Below are 21,874 nucleotides of genomic sequence, written 5' to 3' on the forward strand. Positions count from 1 at the left end.
TCAGCATCAGCATCCGCGTCGGCATCAGCATCGGCGTCAGCATCCGCATCGGCATCAGCATCAGCGTCTGCATCGGCATCCGCATCGGCATCCGCATCAGCGTCTGCATCGGCATCAGCGTCTGCATCGGCATCGGCATCGGCATCTGCATCAGCATCCGCATCCGCATCCGCATCGGCGTCTTCATCAGCATCTGCATCGGCATCCGCGTCGGCATCGGCGTCTGCATCCGCATCCGCATCCGCATCAGCGTCGGCATCCGCGTCAGCATCAGCGTCGGCGTCCGCATCCGCGTCAGCATCCGCGTCCGCATCGGCATCAGCGTCCGCATCAGCATCAGCATCCGCATCCGCGTCAGCGTCGGCGTCAGCATCGGCGTCCGCATCCGCGTCAGCATCCGCATCGGCGTCTGCATCCGCATCCGCATCCGCATCAGCGTCGGCATCCGCGTCAGCATCAGCGTCAGCATCCGCGTCGGCGTCCGCATCGGCATCCGCGTCAGCGTCAGCGTCGGCGTCGGCGTCCGCATCGGCATCAGCATCAGCATCCGCGTCGGCATCAGCATCCGCATCCGCGTCGGCGTCCGCATCGGCATCCGCGTCAGCATCGGCGTCAGCGTCAGCGTCGGCATCCGCGTCAGCATCGGCATCAGCATCAGCATCAGCATCGGCATCGGCATCAGCATCAGCATCGGCATCGGCGTCAGCATCGGCATCCGCGTCCGCATCAGCATCTGCATCCGCATCCGCGTCAGCATCGGCATCCGCGTCAGCATCGGCATCCGCGTCAGCATCCGCATCGGCGTCGGCATCGGCATCCGCATCAGCATCAGCATCCGCATCAGCGTCAGCATCAGCGTCCGCATCGGCATCCGCGTCAGCGTCGGCATCGGCGTCAGCATCAGCGTCCGCATCGGCATCAGCATCAGCATCAGCATCAGCATCAGCATCCGCATCGGCATCCGCATCAGCATCAGCATCGGCATCCGCGTCCGCATCAGCATCTGCATCCGCATCCGCGTCAGCATCGGCATCCGCGTCCGCATCAGCATCCGCATCCGCATCGGCATCAGCGTCCGCATCGGCATCCGCATCCGCGTCAGCATCCGCATCGGCATCCGCATCGGCATCCGCATCGGCATCCGCATCGGCATCGGCGTCTGCATCGGCATCGGCATCAGCGTCCGCATCAGCATCGGCATCGGCATCCGCATCCGCGTCCGCATCGGCATCAGCATCGGCATCAGCATCAGCATCGGCATCCGCGTCTGCATCAGCATCCGCATCCGCATCCGCATCCGCATCCGCGTCCGCATCCGCGTCGGCGTCAGCATCCGCGTCGGCGTCCGCATCCGCGTCAGCATCCGCGTCCGCATCGGCATCAGCATCAGCGTCAGCATCGGCATCAGCGTCCGCATCGGCATCCGCGTCAGCGTCGGCATCGGCGTCAGCATCAGCGTCCGCATCGGCATCAGCATCAGCATCCGCATCGGCATCCGCATCAGCATCAGCATCGGCATCTGCATCAGCATCTGCATCAGCATCTGCATCGGCATCCGCGTCCGCATCGGCATCCGCATCAGCATCAGCATCAGCATCAGCATCCGCATCAGCATCAGCATCAGCATCGGCATCGGCGTCCGCATCCGCGTCAGCATCCGCGTCGGCATCGGCATCAGCATCGGCGTCCGCATCGGCGTCAGCGTCGGCATCTGCATCAGCATCTGCATCGGCATCAGCATCTGCATCTGCATCTGCGTCCGCATCGGCATCCGCATCCGCATCGGCATCCGCATCCGCATCCGCATCAGCATCAGCATCCGCATCCGCGTCGGCATCCGCATCGGCGTCTGCATCCGCATCAGCATCGGCATCAGCGTCTGCATCGGCGTCGGCATCGGCATCGGCGTCAGCGTCTGCATCAGCATCCGCATCCGCGTCGGCATCAGCATCTGCGTCGGCGTCGGCGTCGGCATCGGCATCGGCATCGGCATCCGCATCAGGGGCCGCTGCACCGGCTTCAACTTCAAACGGATCTACAGGGGCTATACCAAACTCAAATGACTGAGGATCAACCTGCTCGGCTACTCGGGTTAGCGACACAAAAGAACCACCGCCACCAGAAGGCGCACCGGCAATACCCGCGGCAGGTGCTTCAAGCTCTTCTAAAATATCATCGCCGTTTTCCAGGGCAGCCAATACTGCTTCAACACTGGGATCAAGCAAGGCACTTTCTTGCGTAGCTGGCTCTGCGGCTGACTGCATGCTTGGCGTCATCTGAAGGGTCTGGTTTTCACCAAACAACATGGGCACGTTATCACCAAAATCCAGCGCCACTTCAGCGCCCTCTCCGGTAATTAACGTTTCGCCAGCGAACACAGTGTCGCCAACAGAAAGCTGACGAACAGAACCGTCAGCAGATTTCGCGGTTACCTGGCCAGAGGCCTCGGTGATCACAGCTATTGCTACGCTCATACCTTGCCAACCTTATAAAACCCTGATAATTGCTACATCTTATCGTTAAAGCAAACAAGAAAATATTGTCCTCTGGTACAGTATGTATCCACGTAAAGATGCTTAAGATAGGTTAGGGTTAAAGCTTCAACTGAAGCGCAAGGATATCAGTAAACAGAGCATCCACGTGCACGTGCTTTCGCTTCAATGGATGACTGTAGCTTTAACTAACTCTAATGGACTGGGTCATACATTATGAAATCATCAAAACCACGAGTACTATCTGTTCTTGCAGGAGCATGCTTACTGGCTTCAGCTGCGAATGCGCAGGAATCAGCTGCCAGCCCGGCAGGTATTGTAGAAAAAGCAATTGCAACCAATCCTGATGTTCAGGCCAGCTGGAGAATATTCAATGCCTCGGCATATGACATCGACTTTGCCAAAGGCGGATACAAGCCAACGGTGGATGTAACCGCTGGGTATGGTAAGGAATGGCGCAACTACACCAATCCGGAAGACTTTACCGGCAGTGCCGCAGAAATCTCCCTGGTACAAATGCTCTATGATGGCTTTAAAACCTCAAACGATGTCACTCGTTTTGAGAATGCGCAGCTGGTTCGTTACTTTGAATTACTGGAAACAATTGATGGCACTGCATTAGAAACCCTGAGAGCCTATCAGGATGTCATGCGCTATCGCGATCTGGTGCGTCAGGCGGAAGACAACTTAACCAGCCATGTAGATGTTTTTGAACAAATTGAAACCAGTGCCCGTGCCGGGGTAGCACGCAGAGCAGATCTTGAGCAGATAAGTGGCCGTGTTTCGCTTGCAGAGTCCAACCTGTTAACAGAAACCACCAACCTGCATGATGTCACCGCTCGCTACCTGCGCATTGTCGGAGAGCTGCCACCGGAAAACATGCCGGAGCTGGAGTTCAATAACAGCCAGTTACCGCTGACCTTGCGCGACGCCATGCAACTGGCCTATCAACACAGCCCTTCATTTCACGCCGCACTTCGAAATATCAGCGCCCAGGAAGCTGCTGTAGAAAGCCAGCAGGCGGCGTTTCATCCGGAACTTAACCTTAATGCCAGATACGGCACTCAGGATTATGTAGATGGCACTATCGATGAACGGCGCACCGAAGGGCGTGTTGGTCTGGATGTTCGCTACAACCTGTATCGCGGAGGCCGTGATCAGGCAAATGTTGATAAAGCCTATGAAGAAGTAGACAGAGCCAAGGATCAGCGCAACAAAGCCTGTGTTGATATGCGCCAGACCCTGCAAATTGCATACAACGATGTACAAAAGCTTGATCAGCAGCTGCCCATTCTTAATCAGCACCGGCTGTCCTCAGACAGGGTAAGAGCTGCCTATCAAGGGCAATTTAACATCAGTGAAAGAACGCTGCTTGACGTGCTCGACGCCCAAAACGAATATTTTCAGGCGAGCCGGGCTTATACCAATGCGCTTTACGACAGGGGCACCGCCATTGCACGCACCCTTGCGGCCATGGGCCAGCTGCTGCCAGCGCTGAGCGTAGTTAATGATAAGTTACCCTCGCTCAGTGATCTGGGAGCAGAGCCGGTTACTGTAGATGCAGACTCAGCCTGCCCTGCCGAAGAAATCCGTTCCGCCATCAGCCAGGTCAGAATATTACGCTAATAGCAGGTAATTCATCACAGCCCCGGCATCTTGCCGGGGAATATACGGAAGCTTGAATGCCACAAACAAAACACCATACCCAACAAGCTGATCCCTTGCTCGGGTGTTTGCTCATTTTATGCCGTTTGCACCAGCGAAAGCTTACCAGCGACATCGCACTGGCAGGTTTGCCACTGGCAGATGGCATGTTAACACCGTCTGTGTTTCACCGGGCCGCACGCCGGGCCGGGCTTGCCAGCCAAGTTTCTGTTTACACACTGTCCGACATAAATACATCATTACTTCCCGCCACGCTTTTACTGAATAATAACAATGCCTGTGTTATTACAGGCATTGATCAGCAGCAAAAAACTGCCAGCGTTATCTGGCCCGACCTGCCGGATGCTGAAGTGACCGTCTCTCTTGATACACTTGAACCACAGTATTCCGGAAACCTTATTTATGCTCATCCTCTGTTTCATTTTGATGAGCGCGGAACCAGCGGAAATTTCCGTACCGAAGGACACTGGTTCTGGAGCGTTATAAAGCAAAACCGCCCTCTTTACCGTGACATTATTATTGCCGCCATTCTGATCAATCTGCTGGCGGTCACCATGCCGCTGTTTGTGATGAATGTATATGACAGGGTGGTACCCAATCACGCAACACATACGCTCTGGGTGCTGGCTGCCGGCGTGTTTATTGTGCTATGTGCCGACTTGGGTCTGCGTCTGATGCGAGGCTGGTTTGTTGATATGGGAGCAAATCGTGCCGATATAACGCTCTCTGCGTCCATTATGGAGCACATTCTCAACATGAAGCTGTCACAGCGCCCGGCGTCTGCTGGTTCTTTTGCCAGTAATGTGCAGTCTTTTGAATCAGTGCGCAGCTTTATTGGCTCAGTCACCCTGGTTACATTGGTCGATCTTCCTTTTATTTTATTATTTTGCTCCATTATTGCCATTATTAACTGGCTGATGGTTATTCCCATTATAATAGGCGCATTAATCGTCTTACTGTATGCCATTATTGCCCAGCGCCGTATGCAGCGCCTTTCTGAAAAAATGATGCAGGCAAGCGCCATGCGCAACGCCACCCTGGTAGAGTGCCTGAGTAATCTTGAAACCATTAAAATTACCGGTGCAGCCAGCAAAATGCAGGGCACCTGGGAAAGCACTATTTTATTTCTCTCCAAGCTGACCGCTCGCATGAGACTGCTGGCTTCGTCGGTCAGTAATGGTGCCAACTGGACGCAACAAGTGGTTGCCGTCAGCCTGATTATTCTGGGCGTTTATCTCATTCGTGACGGTCAGCTTACGCAAGGCGGACTTATCGCCTGCTACCTGCTGTCTTCTCGGGCCATGGGGCCGGTAGGCCATGCGGCGTCCTTGCTGTCTCAATATCATCATGCGGTAGCCGCCATGAATACGCTGAACCGGATTATGGACACGCCCACCGAGCGTGCAGAGGGGCAGCATAAAGTCAGCCGTCCTGTGGTAGCAGGAGATATCGAGTTCCGTCAGGTCAGCTTCAGTTATCCCAATGCCGAAAAGCAGGCACTGCAAAATATCAGTTTCAAAATCCAGTCAGGAGAGCATGTGGCTATTCTCGGGCGTAACGGCTCAGGAAAAAGCACCATAGAGCGCATGATCATGGGGCTTTATGAGCCCAGTGCCGGCACTATCCTGATAGACGGCGTTGATATTCGCCAGCTGGATCCGGCCGAATTGCGCAGAGCCATGGGCTATGTGCCACAGGATGTATCACTGTTTTACGGCACTCTGCGCGATAACCTGGTGATGGGCATGTCGCAGGTTGATGATGCCCGTATTGTTCATGCCACCAACCAGAGTGGCCTGGCCGACTTCGTCGACACTCATCCCTCTGGCTTTGATATGCAGGTGGGTGAGCGGGGCGAGCTGTTATCTGGCGGGCAACGTCAGTCCATCGCCATTGCCAGAGCACTGATAAAAGACGCGCCCATTTTACTTCTTGATGAGCCCACAGGATCACTTGATCAACGCAATGAGCAACAGATAAAACAAAGTCTGCAACACTGTGCCCACGGCAAAACCATGGTGCTGGTAACTCACCGGAGTTCACTGCTGTCTTTGGTAGACAGGATCATTGTGGTTGATAATGGCCAGATTGTTGCCAACGGGCCAAAAGAAGAAGTGCTCGAGGCATTAAGGCAAGGCAAAATCGGGAGTGCGGCATGACCCCAAACAGCAAACAGCCTCACACCAACAAAAACTGGGATCTTGATGCCCAATGGGCCCGCCTGCAGCAGGAACCCGTTCGCGCCAGAGCCTTGCTCTATTCCATGGGTCTGGTACTGATTGCTTTGCTGGTCTGGTCTGCTTTTGCTTCTCTTGATGAAGTAACACGGGGAGAGGGCCGGGTGATCCCCTCACGGCAGCTGCAGATAATACAATCGCTGGATGGCGGTATTGTGCAGCAGATCCTGGTGAAAGAAGGCCAAACCGTAGAGGCCGGTGAAGTACTGCTGCGTATCGATCCAACCCGCTCCATGTCCAACCTGCGTGAGAGCCAGGTTCAATATCTGTCGGCCAGTGCTGAAGTGACACGCCTGCAGGCGCTGATTGATCAAACCGAGCCGGTGTTTGCCGATGAGCTGCATGAACAGGCTCCCGATCTTATCAGCCGGGAACTGCGCTTGTATCGCGCCAGCCAGGAAGAGCTGCAAGAGCAAATTGCCATTTATAATCATCAGCTCAGCCAGCGCCAGCAGGATCTGGTTGAAGCGCAGGCTGAACTCAGGCAACACACTCAGTCTTTGGCGCTCAGTCAGCAAGAGCTGAAAGTGACCCGTCCGCTGCTGCAGCTGGGGGCCGTTTCCGATGTAGATATACTGCGCATCCAGCGCGAGATCAGTCGTTCACGTGGTGAAGCCGAGCGGGCAAGAGCCGCCATCAGCCGAAGCGAAGCCGCCATAGAAGAAGCTCAGAACAAACTCAGAGAAGTAGAACTTAATGTGACCAATCAATGGCGGCGTGACTATCTGGCAGCAAAAGCCAGGCTGGATGCACTGGGTGAGGCAGAATCTGCACTGGAAGACAGAGTACAGCAAACCGAGATTCGCGCGCCGGTAAGAGGCACGGTGCAACGGCTGTTTGCCAATACCGTGGGCGGCGTGGTGTCACCGGGCCGGGAAGTGATTGAACTGATCCCGCTGGATGATGAGCTCATCATTGAAGCCAGAATTCAGCCCAAAGACATCGCCTTTATTCGCCCGGGGCAAGACGCCATGATTAAATTCACTGCTTACGATTTTGCCATTTATGGCGGTTTAAATGCGGAAGTCAGACATATCAGTGCCGATACCATCAAGGATGATCAGGGCAGCAGTTACTATCTGGTGCGCCTGGCCACTGAACGAACCAACCTTGCTGCCGATCTTACCATTATTCCCGGCATGGTCACTGAAGTTGATATTCTTACAGGCAAAAAAACCGTACTGGAATACCTGCTGAAACCCGTCCTCAGAGCCACTTCAAAAGCGATGACAGAAAGATGATAAATTCAGTATTTATTACCGAAAAAGGATTTTACAGTCCGCGCTGGCATCAGGCTTTTCCGAATGTAAACCTGGTCGAGGCCAGTGATCAGGCAGCGTTATCTGTTCCTGCCGGACTGATATGGGTTCTTACCGGCGTTGCGGGCTGGGAAGCACAAATCAGGCATCAGACAGCACAAGGAAATACCGTTGTTGCCATTACCCGCAACCCTCAGATAAATGAGCTGCGCCAGGCACTGACCGCAGGAGCCCGAGGCTATCTTGAGGCCTTGTCCAGTCAGCAGATCCTGACTCAGGCAGCCCAAACTGTCTGTGCCGGGGGCATGTGGTTACCTGCCGAGCTGGTCACTCATATGATAGGCCTGCTCTCCCCCATGCTTGAAAACACTGGCAGCGCAGCAGGTGATAAAGAATCGCTGCTCAGCAAATTAACCACACGCGAACGTCAGGTTGCCGCTGAGGTCATAAAAGGCAGCAGTAATAAACGCATTGCCATCACACTGAATATTACCGAGCGTACCGTCAAAGCACATTTAAGCTCTGTATTTGAGAAACTGGGAGCCAGAGATCGCATGCACCTGGTATTACTGGCACGTGAACAGGGACTATGCTGATGTTTGTAAAAAGAGACAAAGACGGGCGTATTTGTGCGGTCAGCCGTGAACAAATCGCGGATATCAGTGAGCCTGTAGAAGACCAATCACCGGAGCTTGCCCGGTTTATTAACGCAGCGGCAGAGCCCGGATCAGATCCGCTCAAAGCGTCTGATCTGGCCATGTCGCGGGTGCTGGAAGACTTGATAGACTTACTGATAGACAAGCAACTGATTCAGTTCACCGAGCTGCCGTCCATGGCTCAGCAAAAACTGCTCACCAGACAAAGCCTGCGCAAGCAATACCGGCTGGATTTATTCAGTGACCATGATAATGATGACGACGAACAAATCCCCATGATCTGATTATTTATATCACAGCGGCCGGATCCCCGGCCCGCCGGCAGCATCAAACCCAAGAGCCCGCAGCAAATCACGCTGCTGTGCATCCTGCACACCGTCTGCAATCATGCACAACCCAATGCTGTGCCCCAGACTGCAAAAACCACGCAAGAACCCCTGGTTGCCTTCATTCTCTTCAAGCCCGGCCAGCAAAGAGCCATCAACCTTAAGATAATCCAGCCCAAGCTCTTCCAGATGCGCAATTTTTGCAAAATCCCGCCCGGCTCGTTCTATACCAAGATGACACCCTGTTGCTTTCACTTCAGTACAAAACGCACGAAATAATTCCAGCTCGGCAATCACATGTCGCTCAGCAAACTCCAGCCAGAGCAAAGGCGCAAAGCCACCGGCATTGCTCAGCAAGCTAACCAGACGCCGCCGGCCTGCCACATCGCGTAATGTATCTACAGACACATTCACTGCCACTGGTTTTTGCTCATTATGTTTCAGCCCGTCAATAACGTGCTCCACCATGGCCAGATCAAGCTCTGCAAGCCGGCCCAGGCGACGGGCCCAGGGCGTAATATCACCGGCCCGCCAGGTGCTGCCCTGCCAGTGCACACGCATCATGGCCTCTTCATGCAAACAGTCATTATCAGCCAGCGTTAATACCGGAAAGCGTGCGGAAACAACCGCATGGGCCGTGGTCACGTTATTCAGCAGCTCACGCCACTCACCTTCACTCCAGTGATGACGCGACGATACCGTTTCCATTACGGCTGTGCCTGTCGCGCCTCCTTGCTCCGCCACGGCCAGCATACTGTCTATCCGGCTCATGACGTCTCCCCGGCTTTCACCGGCGGTGAAATAACAGGCTCCCTGAGGCAACACAGGCTGCACGTCAGCCACCCCCTGGCTCCATTCCCGCAAACGCTGATCAAGCGCGGCACTCAACGCCGGCAAGGCGTCAGTGTCTGTCAGTAATAACAAAAAATCACTGCCATTCAGCCTGCCAGCATTCATGCCGGCAAACAAGGCGCGCTCCTGCTCCGGCCAGCGCTGTAATATGCCTGCCAGCTCAGCCAGCAGCGCATTTGTCTGCCCGTGCCCCAGCATGCGGTTAATACCGGCGAGATCAGCAATACGCACCAGAATCATGCCATGATGGCCGTCATCTTCACTCAGCAGCGCATCAAGCTGGCTGTTAATGGTTTCCCGGTTGGCCAGCCCGGTTACCGCATCATGCTGGTGTTGATAACGTAATGCCTCAAGCCGGCGAGACTCATTTTCCAGCATGTCACGCACCCGGCCCGACAACAGGTTCATGGCTCGCACCAAACGGCCAAACTCCAGGGTTCTGGGCTCGTTGGAGGTAATAAAGCGGCGTCCGCCAATGGCTTCTGCCTGTTTCACCACATCTTCCAGCGGCCGGGTTATTCGTTTTAACAACCAGCTGCCCAGCACACCACATAACACCGCAACCAGCATCAGCCATGCGGTCAGCCGCAGCGTGGTCTGCCACAAGGCGGCATAAGCCACCTGAGTCTGGCTTTCAACATACAAGGTGCCGTATTGATGCCAGCCATCCTGTACCTGAGCAACGCCGGCCGGCACAGACAAGGCTGCCATCTTCTCAAACCAGGCCGGCACAGTATGCTGCTGTGCCGCTGATGCCGACACCTTCTGCTGCCGCACCTCACCGGATGGCGCTATCAGCTCAATACGACGATAGTGGCCGGTATCAAACTGGGCCGATACCAATAATTCCACGGTAACATCATCTTTTTCCACCTGAGATAATGTCAGTGCCAGTGAATTGGCATTATCAATATTCTTCTGCTGCAGCTGTTCCTGATAATAATTACGGGCACTCATGGTGCTGATAGTAAAGCTGCTGATAAAAGCCAATAACATCAGTACCAGGATCGCCAACCACAATTGTTTATTCAGCGACATAGCACTTTCTCCCTGCGGCCATAAACAAATACTGTGTACTTCACCAGCTCACTCCTTCTTGTCGAATTTTTTCCAGCACTTGTCGCCAGCGCGATAACCGCGCCACCGGATTGGCGGCTGATGAAGCTGCGCCCGGTGTCCACAAGCCTTCACTGTTAAAACTAAAAACCGGCGTTAAATCGGTACGCTGAGAGCCGGCCAGAATATTGGAAGTTAAACTGTCCAGCAGCAGCGGATCGGAAGAAGGAGTCGCATAATAACCCAGCACCATATGCGCTTGCGAAATAGAACTGCGAGGCCCGCCAATTTTTGCCCGGACATAAATAAGGCGCAGGCGATCGTCGCTGATCCCCGCCATACGTAAACTCAGATACTGCGCAATGGCGTAATCTTCACAATCACCCAGGCCACGACCCAGGGTTTCTACCGGCGTGGCCCAATAATCTTCCTGCCCCCATAAGTCCTGATCCAGCTGATAGCGCAGATGACGGTGAAAAAAGCGGTTTACCCGGCTTAACCGCTCCTGCTCGGGCAAAGCGCTGATGTCATTCAGCATGCTCTCCCATTCGCGGGAAATATCTGCACGCCCGTAGCGTGCTTCCATCAACTGATGCACACGGGGAAAATCAACATGAATGGTGCCGGCACCGTAAGAAAGCGGCAGATCACGGAAAAGCCATCCCAAAAGCAATAGCAAGGTCATGCTTATGGTTACTTTACGCATTCCGTGAGCCCTGAAGGAGATGATGAATCATCCTAACATAGCGGACTCACTCTGGGCAGTTTCTGAGCATTCCTCGCCACAAAATCATCTTAAAACTGCCGCCTGAATGTCATAAAGCCCCCCTACCATGGGCGCGCATTTTGTTTTAAACACAAGGACATCACGCTCATGAAACAGCTGTTCACCGCAAGTCTGCTTACCCTGGCCCTGGGCACCACCTCCCAGGCCGCCGATCTCAGCGAATTGGAAGCCAGGGCCCGGGCCGAAGGCCAGGTCAACAGCGTCGGCATGCCCGACAGCTGGGCCAACTGGAAGGATACCTGGCGGGATCTGGGTAGCCAGTACGGCCTGAAGCACCAGGACACCGACATGAGCTCGGCCCAGGAAATCGCCAAGTTCGCCGCCGAAAAAGAGGATGCCACCGCCGACATCGGTGACGTGGGTGCCGCCTTTGCCCCTATCGCCGTACAGCAGGGCGTCACTCAGCCCTACAAGCCGTCCACCTGGAGCGAGATCCCCGACTGGGCCAAGGATGCAGACGGCCACTGGATGCTGGGCTACACCGGCACCATCGCCTTTATCGTCAACAACGAGCTGGTGAAAAAAGTGCCCACCTCCTGGGCCGATCTGCGCGACGGCGACTACCAGGTCACAGTGGGGGATGTGGGCGTGGCCGCTCAGGCCAACAGCGCCATTCTGGCCGCCGCCTTTGCTCTGGGCGGAGACGAGTCCAACCTGAGCCCGGCGCTGGATCTATTCGCGGATCTGGCCCGTCAGGGCCGGCTGTCGCCGGTGGACACCAATATCGCCAACCTGGAAAAAGGCGAAATTGAAATGGCGGTGCTGTGGGACTTCAACGCCCTCAACTACCGGGATCAAATCGACCGGGAGCGCTTTACCGTGGTGATCCCCTCAGACGGCTCGCTGATCTCCGGCTATGCCACCATCATCAACAAGTACGCCAAGCACCCCAATGCCGCCAAGCTGGCGCGGGAATACATTCTCAGCGACGCCGGCCAGATCAACCTGGCCCGGGGCTATGCCCGTCCCATTCGCAGTAACGTGACCCTGCCCGACGACGTGCAGGCCAGGCTGCTGCCCAACGAGATGTACGCCAATGCCCGCCCCATTGCCGACTTCGGCACCTGGGAGCAAAGCACCAAGCGCCTGCCCCGCCAGTGGCAGACCGAGGTGCTGGTGCACCAGCAGAGGTAAGCATGCACAAGGTCATACTGATCATCATTGACGGTTTGGCCCATGAGGTAGCCCGGCACAGCCTGGGCTACCTGCTGGCCATGACCGAAGCGGGCCGCGCCACCGGCTACAAGCTACAGTGCGAGCTGCCGGCCCTGTCGCGCCCGCTGTACGAAACCATTCTCACCGGCACCCGGCCGGTGGATCACGACGTGGTGCACAACGGCGTGGTGCGTTTGAGCAACGAAACCAGCCTGTTTCACCTGGCTCAGGGTGCCGGCCTCACCACGGCGGCGGCGGCCTACCACTGGATGAGCGAGCTGTACAACCGCGCGCCCTACGATCCACTGCGGGATCGCTTTACCCAGGACCCACAGCTGCCCATTCAGCACGGCATTTTCTACCACCAGGACGACTACCCCGACAGCCACCTGCTGCTCGACGCCGAGTGGCTGCGATGTAATGCCGATCCGAGTCTGCTGCTGATCCACCCGATGAACGTGGATCATGCCGGCCACCAGTTTGGCCTGGACTCCTCCCAGTACCGCAACAGCGCCCGTCGCTTCGATCTGCTGCTGGCCGATTATGTGCCGCGCTGGCTGCAGCAAGGCTATCAGCTGATGATCACCAGTGATCACGGCATGAACCGGGATCGCAGCCACAGCGGTGCCCTGCCGGAAGAGCGGGAAGTGCCGCTGTTTGTGCTGGGCTCGGCGTTCAGTCACGACCGCCACGCCCACCCGCGCCAGACCGAGCTGTGCGGCACCCTGGCCAGCCTGCTCGGCCTGGATCACCACAAACCCCAGTGCCGGGAGCTGCTGATATGACCGATCTTGCCCTGACCACCGACCGGCCCTCACGCACCGCGGCTCCCGTGAACACCGGCAGCGTTCCGGCCGCTCGCCCTTCGGCCTGGCGACGCCGGCTGCCGCTGCTGTTGCTGCTGCCCTTTGGCCTGGTGTTTACCCTGTTTCAGCTGGCGCCCATTGCCTGGGTGGCGATCAACGCCTTTCAGGCGGGCGGCGACTGGAGCCTGGCCAACTTTCGCGAGATCCTCGGCTCCCCCTGGTATCACCAGTCCTTTAGCAACAGCCTGGATCTGGCGTTCTGGTCCAGCCTGGCGGGACTGATCATCGCCACCCTGGGCACGGCGGCACTGCGGCGGGTGCCGGGCCGGCTGCAAAACGCCGTGGTAGCCTTTACCACCATGGCCAGCAACTTTTCCGGCGTGCCCCTGGCCTTTGCCTTTATCGTGCTGCTGGGCATGAACGGCGCCCTGACCCTGTTGCTGCAGCAGCTGGGGCTGGCCGAGCAGTTCAATCTCTATTCCCGTGGCGGCCTGCTGGTGCTCTACACCTACTTTCAGGTGCCGCTGGCGGTGCTGTTGCTGTACCCGGCCTTTGACGCCGTGCGCGACGACTGGCGCGACGCCGCCGCCCTGCTGGGGGCCGGCCCGGTGCGCTACTGGCTGCGGGTGGTGCTGCCGGTGCTGAGCCCGGCCCTGCTCGGTACCTTTATCATACTGCTGGCCAACGCCCTCGGCGCCTACGCCAGCACCTATGCGCTGATGACCAGCAACTACAACCTGGTGACCATCCAAATTGCCGGCCTGGTGGCGGGAGACATCTTCCTCGAGCCCCAGCTGGCGGCGGCGCTGTCGCTGCTGCTGATGGCCCTGCTGGTGCTGGTCACCGTCGTTAACCAGTGGCTTGTTGCCCGGAGTCGTCATGTCTAAGCCCCCCCTGTCCGCCCGCCTCACGGTCTGGGCCCTGGTCACTCTTCTGGCCGCCCCCATCGTCATTACCCTGGCCTATTCCCTGGCCGAGAGCTGGGGCGCTCACATTCTGCCGCAAGGGTTCAGCACCGAGTGGTATGCCAAACTGTGGACCGACCAGCGCTTTCTGGCCGCCTTTGGCCGTTCGCTGCTGGTGTGCCTGGCGGCGCTCGCGCTCAGCCTGGTGCTGATATTGCCGGCGCTGTTTGTGGTGTTTTACCACTTTCCCCGGCTCAAAGGGCTGATGAACCTGCTGGTGCTGCTGCCCTTTGCAGTGCCGCCGGTGGTGTCGTCGGTAGGCCTGCTGCAACTGTACGCCGGCGGCCCCCTTCCGCTGGTGGGCACGCCCTGGATCCTGGTGCTGTGCTACTTCACCCTGAGCCTGCCCTTTATGTACCGGGCCCTGGCCAACAATCTGGAGGCGGTGAACCTGCCCGACCTGATGGACGCCGCCCACCTGCTGGGTGCCGGCACCACCCGCGCCTTTTTGCAGGTGGTGCTGCCCAACCTGCGCAACGGCCTGCTCAGCGCCCTGTTTCTGGCGTTTTCCTTCCTGTTCGGGGAGTTCGTGTTTGCCAACCTGCTGGTGGGCACCCGCTTTGAAACCCTGCAGGTCTACCTGTACAGCCAGCGCACCACCAGCGGCCACTTCACCAGTGCCATGGTGATGTCCTATTTCCTGTTTATCGGCCTCGCCACCTGGGTGGCGCTGCGCCTGCAATCCCGGAGCGCCTGATGTTTTATCTGGAAGTTGCCCATCTCGCCAAATCCTTTGGCGACACCCGCGTGTTCAGCGACATTCACTTCGATATTAGCCGGGGCGAGCTGGTCACCCTGCTCGGCCCTTCGGGCTGTGGCAAGTCGACCCTGCTGCGCAGCCTGGCCGGGCTGGTCAGCCCGGATCATGGCCATATTCGCGTAGCCGGTGAAGACATTACCCATCTCAAGCCCCAGAAGCGGGGCATTGGCATGGTGTTTCAAAGCTATGCCCTGTTTCCCAACCTGACGGTGGCCGGCAACATCGCCTTTGGCCTGAGTATGCAAAGGCTGAACAAGGCCGAGCTGAATCGCCGGGTGGCGGAAGCCGTGGAGCTGGTAGGCCTGGAAGGCCGGGAAAAGCACTACCCCGCCCAGCTGTCCGGCGGCCAGCGCCAGCGGGTGGCCCTGGCCCGGGCATTGGTGGTGCAGCCGCGCATTCTGCTGCTGGACGAGCCGCTGTCGGCGCTGGATGCGCCCATTCGCAAGCGGCTGCGCGAGCAGATCCGGCGTATTCAGCAACAGCTTGAACTGACCACGGTATTCGTGACCCACGATCAGGAAGAAGCCCTGACCCTGTCGGATCGCATTTTTGTGATGAACCAGGGCAGCATAGTGCAGGCCGACACCGCCGAGGGCGTTTACACGCGCCCCGCCAACGACTTTGTGGCGGGCTTTATGGGCAGCTACAACCTGCTTGGCCCCGAACAGGCCGCCGCCCTGTTCGGCCTGCGCATTCGCGGCCGGCTGGCCATTCGCCCCGAGACCATTTACATTCACGAGCCGGGTCGCGATTATAGTATGCCGATGACAACGCCTTTACCCGCCCACGTGGAGCACCACCAGCTGCTGGGCAACGTGATCCGTTATCGCATGAGACTGGCCCACGCCACCCTGGAGGTGGATACGCTAAACCGGGGCCCGGCCTCATTACTGTCTGCCGGAAGCCGGGTCGAGCTGCTGCTCCCCAAAAATGAACTGAAAGAGGTTGCCTGATGAAGCTGGCCATATTTGATCTGGACGAAACCCTGATTGCCGGTGACTCTGCCACTTTGTGGCTGGAGTTTCTGGCCAAGCGTGGCCTGGTCAGCGACGCCCTGCTGGCCGAAGAGCAGCGGTTAATGGAAGACTATTACGCCGGCACCCTCGATATGAACGCCTACATGGCGCTGACCCTGGCACCGCTGGAAGGCCGGTGTCCCGAAGAGGTGGCCCCACTGGTAACGAAGTTTATCAGCCAGCACATTGCCCCCATCGTTTATCCGCAGGCTCGGGAACGTCTGGACTGGCATCGCACCCAGGGCCACCGCTGCCTGATCATTTCCGCCACCGGCGAGCACCTGGTCAGGCCCATCGCGCATTATCTGGGGGTGGAAGACGCCATTGGTGTACAGGTGGAAGTCGTGAACGGCCGCTACAGCGGCCGGCCGGAAGGTGTTTTCAGTTTTCAGCAGGGAAAGGTAGTGCGCCTGGGTCACTGGCTGCGGGAACACAATGTTGAGCCGGACTTTTGCTACGGCTACAGCGACTCCCACAACGATCTGGCGCTGCTGGAATACGTGGATAAAGCCGTGGTGATCAACGGTGACGAGGCGCTGAACGCCATCGCCGCCGAGCGAGGCTGGCAACAGCTGAACTGGACGCTGAAAAAACAGCCGTAAGCGATCAGCTATAAAAGCATAAACAGACAACGCCGATATTGCCCGAAGCAGCAGTGGGGATTGCCGGAGCCGACTATAAAATGCCAGGGAGGCATTTTCGAGCGTCACATGGGGCGAACCTGCTCGCCGTGACGAAATAAAAAGCCTGACCGAACATTGAGTATGTTCGCAGCAGGCTTTTTAATGAGTGGCATTCAACGAATGCGTGTCGTGAAATCGATTCTTTTCCCGACTTAGCAGCCGTCAGGCGAATTCTTTCACCATTTCCAGCACATCCAGCTCGATACCATCAAGCTCTTCGTTCCAGTTGGGGCCAATGCGTACGCCGTCTTCCGACAGGTCTTCCACCCAAATTTCCAGAAACTCGGCCAGCGTGATCTCAAACGGCTCATACTGGGCCCACTCATCCATGCACTGGGCCTGGGCCTCAGCTTTGGTAGACCACACCGGCATCACTTCGGTATCCTCAAACTCGGTGGAGTCACACACCACCCACTCGTCTCCGAAGCGAAGCCCCCACATCACATTGTCGGCTTTAACCTGATCGATAAAACGCTGATATTCTGTCTGGTGGAGCTGGCTCATTACGGTCACCTTTGGCTTAATGAGGGGAGAACACCCCGAATGGGGGCGATACTGAACCAAATTAACATTAGACTCAATCAAAACAATATTAAAAAACAGTGCTATGCAGTGCCCTTTGCCACACATAACAAACAGGAGACGGCCTTGATGAAATTGCCCGCCAAACACAGGGTAGCCAGTCTGGACGTAGATGCCCAGTATACTTTCACTCCCGCCTGCCCCGAAGAGCTGCCGGTAGCCGGTGGCGATACCATTGCCGAAGAGCTTAACCGCCAGGCCGCCTTTGCCGGCCTGCGCCTGGGCTCCAAAGACGCTCACTCACCGCAAGCTGTCTGGGTAGCCAGTGATGACAAGCCCGCGTTCAGTCCGGTGGAAGGTGACAACGTCGATATTCGCTGGCCCCTGCACGCCGTGCCCGGCACCCGAGGCTTTGAGCTGCTAGACGGCCTGCCCCACCCGGCCGATTATGACTTTTTTGTATGGAAAGGCGTGGAGCCCGACATGCACCCCTACGGTGCCTGCTATCACGACATGGCAGAGCGCCAAAGCACCGGCCTGATTGAATACTTGCGCGGTAACCGCATCAGCACCGTCATCATTGGCGGCCTGGCCACCGATTATTGTGTGTTTCACACTGTCAGGCAGCTGCTGGCCGCCGGCTTTACTGTCATTGTAAACCGTGCCGCCACCCGGGGCGTGGCCGATGACACAACGGAGAGGGCCATTGCCGAGATGATTCAGCTGGGCGCGCACTTTGTGCAGCATGCCAGCGAGCTGGAGCAGGCCCATGACTGAGCCCGTGATCACTACCCTGCTCGACACCGACCTCTATAAATACACCATGATGCAGGCGGTGCTGCATCAGCATCCGGCCGCCGAAGTGGAATACAGGTTTCGCTGCCGCACCCCAAATGTGGACTTTTCAGCCTGCTTTAACGACATCAGCCGGGAAATTGACCACTTATGCACACTGCAGCTCAGCGATGACGAGCTGAATTATCTGGCCGGTCTCGATTACATCAAGCCCGACTTTATTCACTTTTTACGGCTGTTCCGGCTCGACCGGCGCTTTGTGCACCTTGAATGCGTTAACGGCCGGCTGGAACTCAGCATTCGCGGCCCCTGGCTGCACACCATTCTGTTTGAAGTGCCGCTGCTGGCCATTATCAGCGAGGTGTATTGCCGCCATCATTATCCTCAGCCCGACTGGGAGCAGGCACGGGCGCGCACGCAACACAAAATGGACCTGCTGGCACCGGCAGAGGGCTTTCGCTTTTCCGACTTCGGCACCCGCCGGCGCTTTTCTGCCAGATGGCAACAGGAAGTGGTGCAAACCCTGGCCGCCGGCCTGCCCACACAGTTTTCCGGCACCAGCAACCTGGCGCTGTCACGGCTGATTGACCGCCCGCCCATGGGCACCATGGCCCATGAATTTTTGCAGGCCTTTCAGGCGCTGGGCCCGCGCCTGATAGACAGCCAGAAAGCAGCACTCGACGCCTGGGTGAGTGAATATCGCGGCCGGCTGGGCATTGCCCTGACCGATGTGGTGGGCATGGATGCATTTTTGCAGGACTTTGATCTCTACTACGCCAAGCTGTTCGACGGCCTGCGCCACGACTCGGGCGATCCGGTTATCTGGACCGAAAAAGCCCTGGCCCACTACCGCAAGCTGAAAATCGACCCCAACGGCAAGCGGCTGGTCTACAGTGACTCACTCACGGTCAGCAAGGCACTGGAGCTGTATCAGCGCTTTGCCGGCCAGTGCCGGCCGGCCTTTGGCATTGGCACCCACCTGACCAACGACGTTACCAACACGCCGCCGCTCAGCATGGTGATTAAAATGACCCGCTGTAACGGCCAGGCGGTGGCCAAACTGTCCGACAGCCCGGGCAAGGCCATGTGTGAAGACGCCGGTTATCTGGCTTATCTGTCTCAGGTATTTGGCGTGCAGCCGCCATCCGTAAACAAAAACTGACACCCCTGTAACGTCACAGTGCCGCCCTGCCCTTTTCACTCATGGCCGCTGTCTCTACAGTAAAGGCATTATCACTGACAAAGGGCAAGGCTGAATGAACGCCTCCACCTACGTGGCCCGCACACCCGGGCCTGACGGCCATATTCATTATCCGGAGGAAGAAAACGCCATCTGGCAGACGCTTATCACCCGCCAGCTGGATTGTGTGCAGCAAACGGCCTGTAACGAATATCTGACAGGGCTTAAGCAGTTAAATCTGCCACAAGACCACATTCCACAATTGGCAGACATTAACCGGGTGCTGCAGCCCGCCACCGGCTGGCAAGTGGCCAGAGTGCCGGCGCTGATTTCCTTTGATCGCTTTTTTGAACTGCTGGCCAGCCGGCAGTTTCCGGTGGCCACCTTTATTCGCCGGCGTGAGCACCTGGACTATTTACAGGAGCCGGATATTTTTCATGAGCTGTTTGGCCACTGCGCCATGCTCACTCACCCGGCCTTTGCCCGCTTTACTCATACTTATGGCAGGCTTGGCGAAAAAGCCACGCCCAAAGAGCGGGGGTTTCTGGCGCGGCTATACTGGTTTACCGTGGAGTTTGGTTTGCTGAACACGCCTCGGGGCCGGCGCATTTACGGCGGTGGCATACTGTCATCACCCGGTGAGACGCAATATGCTTTTGGGTCGGGCGAGCCCGAGTTTCGCCCCTTTAACCTGCTGGATGTGCTGCGCACCCCCTATCGCATCGACATTATGCAGCCCATTTATTATGTACTGGACAGCCTGGATCAGCTGTTCGCCATTGCCGATATGGATATTATGGCCGAAGTGCACAAGGCACAGCAGCTGGGGCTGTTTGCACCTGCTTTTCCACCCAAGAAAACCGCCATTTAAGGAGACACCATGAGCCAACTGGCCCAACAAGAATGCGAGGCCTGCCGCGCCGATGCGCCCAGAGTCAGCGATGCCGAGCTGGCCGGACTGATGACGCAGATCCCCGACTGGACACCCCAGTCCCGGAACGGTGTGCTGCAGCTGGAGCGGGAGTTTACCTTCAAGAACTTTAAACAGGCCTGGGCCTTTGCGGATAAAGTGGCAGAACTGGCCGAGAGCGAGTTTCATCACCCGGCCATTTTGCTGGAATGGGGCAAGGTCACCGTGACCTGGTGGACTCATGCCATTCATGGGCTGCACCGCAACGACTTTATTATGGCGGCACGGACGGATCAGCTGCTCCCTTCGTAATCCCTTAACCCCCTCCCAGCCTCCCCCTTAAAAAGGGGGAGGTGCAAAAAAGCTCCCTCCTCCTTTTTAAGGGGGAGGTGCATAAAGGCTCCCTCCCCTTTTTAAGGGGGAGGTGCATAAAGGCTCCCTCCCCTTTTTAAGGGGAGGGTTGGGGTGGGGTTGGGTCAAACCCCGAGCTTGTCCCGCAGGCTGTAGTAAACCGCGCCCATGGCGCTGAAAGGCACCTGGAAGCGGCGGCCGCCAAAAAATGGCAGATGCGGCAGGCCGGCAAAGGCGTCAAAACGCTCAGCCTGGCCTTTCAGCACTTCCGACAATAACCGCCCCGCCAGGTGAGTGCAGGTTACCCCGTGGCCGCTGTAGCCCTGCATGTAATACACATTGGGCTCCAGCCGGCCAAACTGGGGCAAACGCGACAGGGTCAGCAAAAAGTTGCCGGTCCAGCGATAATCCACCTTAATGCCTTCCAGCTGTGGAAAGGTCTTCAGCAGTTTGGGCAGCACCAGCCGGTCAATGTCGTCCGGATCCCGGGCACCGTAGACCACACCACCGCCATACAGCAGCCGGTTGTCGCCGGTTACCCGGTAATAATCCAGCAAATAGTTACAGTCTTCCACGCAATACTGATTGGCAATCAGGCTGTGCGCCTGCTCGTCGCTCAGCGGCTCAGTGGTCACAATCTGAGTGCCGCAGGGCATGGCTTTGGCCGAGAGCTTTGGCTCCAGGTTGCCAAGATAGGCATTGCCCGCCAGCACCATAAATTTTGCACTGACGCTGCCCTTATCGGTTGTGGCCAGGGCCGGATCGCCGTATTTGAGCCCGGTGACCGCCGACTGCTCAAAAATGCGTCCGCCCAGTTTGCGAATGGCTTCTGCCTCGCCCAGCGCCAGATTCAGCGGATGAATATGCCCGCCTCTGTGATCCAGCAAACCGCCCACATAGTTCTTGCTGTCAATTTCCTGGGTAATACGCTCAGCATCCAGCAGCTCCAGGCCGTCATGGCCATATCGCTCCCAGTTGCCCTTCTGGCTTTCCAGTTCATGCAACTGGCGGCTGTTCAGCGCCGCAAAAATACCACCGGGTTTAAAGTCGCACTGAATATCGTACTGCTGAATGCGTTCACGAATAATATCGCCGCCTTCAAACATCATGCTGCCCAGCATGCGCGCGGTATCGTGGCCATAGCGGGATTCAATCACGTCTATGTCCCGGCTGTAGGAGTTGACCAGCTGGCCGCCGTTGCGGCCACTGGCACCAAAGCCGATACGACCGGCTTCCAGCAGCACCACATCAAAGCCGGCTTCACACAGAAACAAGGCAGTAGACAGGCCGGTGTAGCCGCCGCCCACCACACATACATCGCACTGAATGTTCTCGGTCAGTTGCGGCCAGGGCGCATGCTCGTTGGCAGTGGCCGCATAATAGCTGTTAACGTGCTCCATG

The 21,874-nt window shown here is 57.3% G+C and carries 20 protein-coding genes and 1 pseudogene; 16 read left to right on the forward strand and 5 right to left on the reverse strand.

Going from position 1 to position 21,874, the window contains the following annotated elements; translation table 11 throughout:
* The coding region (locus tag R0I78_RS00005) for a hypothetical protein (protein WP_317073829.1) at window positions 1–2,063 on the forward strand (2,063 nt) is incomplete at its 5' end.
* A 48-nt stretch (window positions 2,064–2,111) separates the two neighbouring features.
* Here R0I78_RS00005 and R0I78_RS14895 read toward each other — a convergent pair.
* Window positions 2,112–2,474, reverse strand: a pseudogene (locus tag R0I78_RS14895) (retention module-containing protein); the annotation flags it as partial.
* A 234-nt stretch (window positions 2,475–2,708) separates the two neighbouring features.
* On the opposite strand from R0I78_RS14895, the gene R0I78_RS00010 reads away from it, so the two are divergent.
* From R0I78_RS00010 to R0I78_RS00030, 5 genes are read left to right on the forward strand one after another with little or no spacing between them, the layout of a single operon-like run.
* Complete coding sequence (locus R0I78_RS00010) at window positions 2,709–4,118, forward strand: TolC family outer membrane protein (RefSeq protein WP_317073830.1); 1,410 nt, start codon at window positions 2,709–2,711, stop codon at window positions 4,116–4,118.
* Between the two features lie 56 nt (window positions 4,119–4,174).
* Window positions 4,175–6,316 carry a type I secretion system permease/ATPase gene (locus tag R0I78_RS00015; protein ID WP_317073831.1) on the forward strand — a complete coding sequence of 714 codons (2,142 nt, stop codon included), beginning with the start codon at window positions 4,175–4,177 and terminating at the stop codon, window positions 6,314–6,316.
* A complete protein-coding gene (locus R0I78_RS00020; protein WP_019933334.1) occupies window positions 6,313–7,635 on the forward strand; it encodes an HlyD family type I secretion periplasmic adaptor subunit in 1,323 nt (440 codons plus the stop codon). Before R0I78_RS00015 ends, R0I78_RS00020 begins: the two co-directional genes overlap by 4 nt.
* The gene (locus R0I78_RS00025) at window positions 7,632–8,249 is read left to right on the forward strand and encodes a response regulator transcription factor (protein WP_317073832.1); all 618 of its coding nucleotides are present in this window, start codon (window positions 7,632–7,634) and stop codon (window positions 8,247–8,249) included. The genes R0I78_RS00020 and R0I78_RS00025 overlap by 4 nt, the downstream gene beginning before the upstream one ends.
* On the forward strand, window positions 8,249–8,593 hold the full coding sequence (locus R0I78_RS00030) for a hypothetical protein (protein WP_026344595.1): 345 nt from the start codon (window positions 8,249–8,251) through the stop codon (window positions 8,591–8,593). Before R0I78_RS00025 ends, R0I78_RS00030 begins: the two co-directional genes overlap by 1 nt.
* A 9-nt stretch (window positions 8,594–8,602) precedes the next feature.
* Here the strand turns inward: R0I78_RS00030 and R0I78_RS00035 are convergent, their stop codons facing one another.
* Both R0I78_RS00035 and R0I78_RS00040 read right to left on the reverse strand, forming a co-directional pair.
* Complete coding sequence (locus tag R0I78_RS00035) at window positions 8,603–10,525, reverse strand: LapD/MoxY N-terminal periplasmic domain-containing protein (RefSeq protein WP_317073833.1); 1,923 nt, start codon at window positions 10,523–10,525, stop codon at window positions 8,603–8,605.
* A 40-nt stretch (window positions 10,526–10,565) separates the two neighbouring features.
* A complete protein-coding gene (locus tag R0I78_RS00040) occupies window positions 10,566–11,249 on the reverse strand; it encodes a transglutaminase-like cysteine peptidase (RefSeq protein ID WP_019933330.1) in 684 nt (227 codons plus the stop codon).
* A gap of 168 nt (window positions 11,250–11,417) precedes the next feature.
* Here R0I78_RS00040 and R0I78_RS00045 point away from each other — a divergent pair, with 168 nt between their 5' ends.
* Genes R0I78_RS00045 through R0I78_RS00070 form a run of 6 tightly spaced genes read left to right on the forward strand, consistent with a single transcriptional unit; the run spans window position 11,418 to window position 16,634 of the window.
* Complete coding sequence (locus R0I78_RS00045) at window positions 11,418–12,464, forward strand: ABC transporter substrate-binding protein (protein WP_317073834.1); 1,047 nt, start codon at window positions 11,418–11,420, stop codon at window positions 12,462–12,464.
* 2 nt (window positions 12,465–12,466) lie between these two features.
* Window positions 12,467–13,270: an alkaline phosphatase family protein gene (locus R0I78_RS00050; RefSeq protein WP_317073835.1), complete on the forward strand. Its 804-nt coding sequence runs from the start codon at window positions 12,467–12,469 to the stop codon at window positions 13,268–13,270.
* Window positions 13,267–14,178, forward strand: a complete 912-nt coding sequence (locus R0I78_RS00055) for an ABC transporter permease (RefSeq protein WP_317073836.1) — start codon at window positions 13,267–13,269, stop codon at window positions 14,176–14,178. The genes R0I78_RS00050 and R0I78_RS00055 overlap by 4 nt, the downstream gene beginning before the upstream one ends.
* Window positions 14,171–14,953, forward strand: a complete 783-nt coding sequence (locus R0I78_RS00060) for an ABC transporter permease (RefSeq protein WP_317073837.1) — start codon at window positions 14,171–14,173, stop codon at window positions 14,951–14,953. Before R0I78_RS00055 ends, R0I78_RS00060 begins: the two co-directional genes overlap by 8 nt.
* Window positions 14,953–15,969, forward strand: coding sequence for an ABC transporter ATP-binding protein (locus R0I78_RS00065; protein ID WP_317073838.1), 1,017 nt, complete (start codon window positions 14,953–14,955; stop codon window positions 15,967–15,969). Before R0I78_RS00060 ends, R0I78_RS00065 begins: the two co-directional genes overlap by 1 nt.
* On the forward strand, window positions 15,969–16,634 hold the full coding sequence (locus R0I78_RS00070; RefSeq protein WP_317073839.1) for an HAD family hydrolase: 666 nt from the start codon (window positions 15,969–15,971) through the stop codon (window positions 16,632–16,634). The genes R0I78_RS00065 and R0I78_RS00070 overlap by 1 nt, the downstream gene beginning before the upstream one ends.
* A gap of 243 nt (window positions 16,635–16,877) precedes the next feature.
* Here R0I78_RS00070 and R0I78_RS00075 read toward each other — a convergent pair whose 3' ends face one another.
* Window positions 16,878–17,219: a DUF2750 domain-containing protein gene (locus R0I78_RS00075; protein ID WP_317073840.1), complete on the reverse strand. Its 342-nt coding sequence runs from the start codon at window positions 17,217–17,219 to the stop codon at window positions 16,878–16,880.
* A gap of 147 nt (window positions 17,220–17,366) precedes the next feature.
* On the opposite strand from R0I78_RS00075, the gene R0I78_RS00080 reads away from it, so the two are divergent.
* From R0I78_RS00080 to R0I78_RS00095, 4 genes are all read left to right on the forward strand, one after another.
* Window positions 17,367–18,014 carry an isochorismatase family protein gene (locus tag R0I78_RS00080; RefSeq protein WP_317073863.1) on the forward strand — a complete coding sequence of 216 codons (648 nt, stop codon included), beginning with the start codon at window positions 17,367–17,369 and terminating at the stop codon, window positions 18,012–18,014.
* The gene (pncB, locus tag R0I78_RS00085) at window positions 18,007–19,194 is read left to right on the forward strand and encodes a nicotinate phosphoribosyltransferase (RefSeq protein ID WP_317073841.1); all 1,188 of its coding nucleotides are present in this window, start codon (window positions 18,007–18,009) and stop codon (window positions 19,192–19,194) included. Before R0I78_RS00080 ends, pncB begins: the two co-directional genes overlap by 8 nt.
* 94 nt (window positions 19,195–19,288) lie before the next feature.
* The gene (gene phhA / locus R0I78_RS00090) at window positions 19,289–20,083 is read left to right on the forward strand and encodes a phenylalanine 4-monooxygenase (protein WP_317073842.1); all 795 of its coding nucleotides are present in this window, start codon (window positions 19,289–19,291) and stop codon (window positions 20,081–20,083) included.
* Window positions 20,084–20,092: 9 nt separating this feature from the next.
* On the forward strand, window positions 20,093–20,434 hold the full coding sequence (locus R0I78_RS00095; RefSeq protein WP_317073843.1) for a 4a-hydroxytetrahydrobiopterin dehydratase: 342 nt from the start codon (window positions 20,093–20,095) through the stop codon (window positions 20,432–20,434).
* Between the two features lie 164 nt (window positions 20,435–20,598).
* On the opposite strand, the gene R0I78_RS00100 is transcribed toward R0I78_RS00095, so the two are convergent.
* On the reverse strand, window positions 20,599–21,873 hold the full coding sequence (locus tag R0I78_RS00100; protein ID WP_019933318.1) for an NAD(P)/FAD-dependent oxidoreductase: 1,275 nt from the start codon (window positions 21,871–21,873) through the stop codon (window positions 20,599–20,601).
* Window position 21,874 lies beyond the last annotated feature (1 nt).

Origin of the sequence: Oceanimonas sp. CAM02, assembly GCF_032842915.1 — a bacterium.
Taxonomy (GTDB): Bacteria; Pseudomonadota; Gammaproteobacteria; order Enterobacterales; family Aeromonadaceae; genus Oceanimonas; species Oceanimonas smirnovii.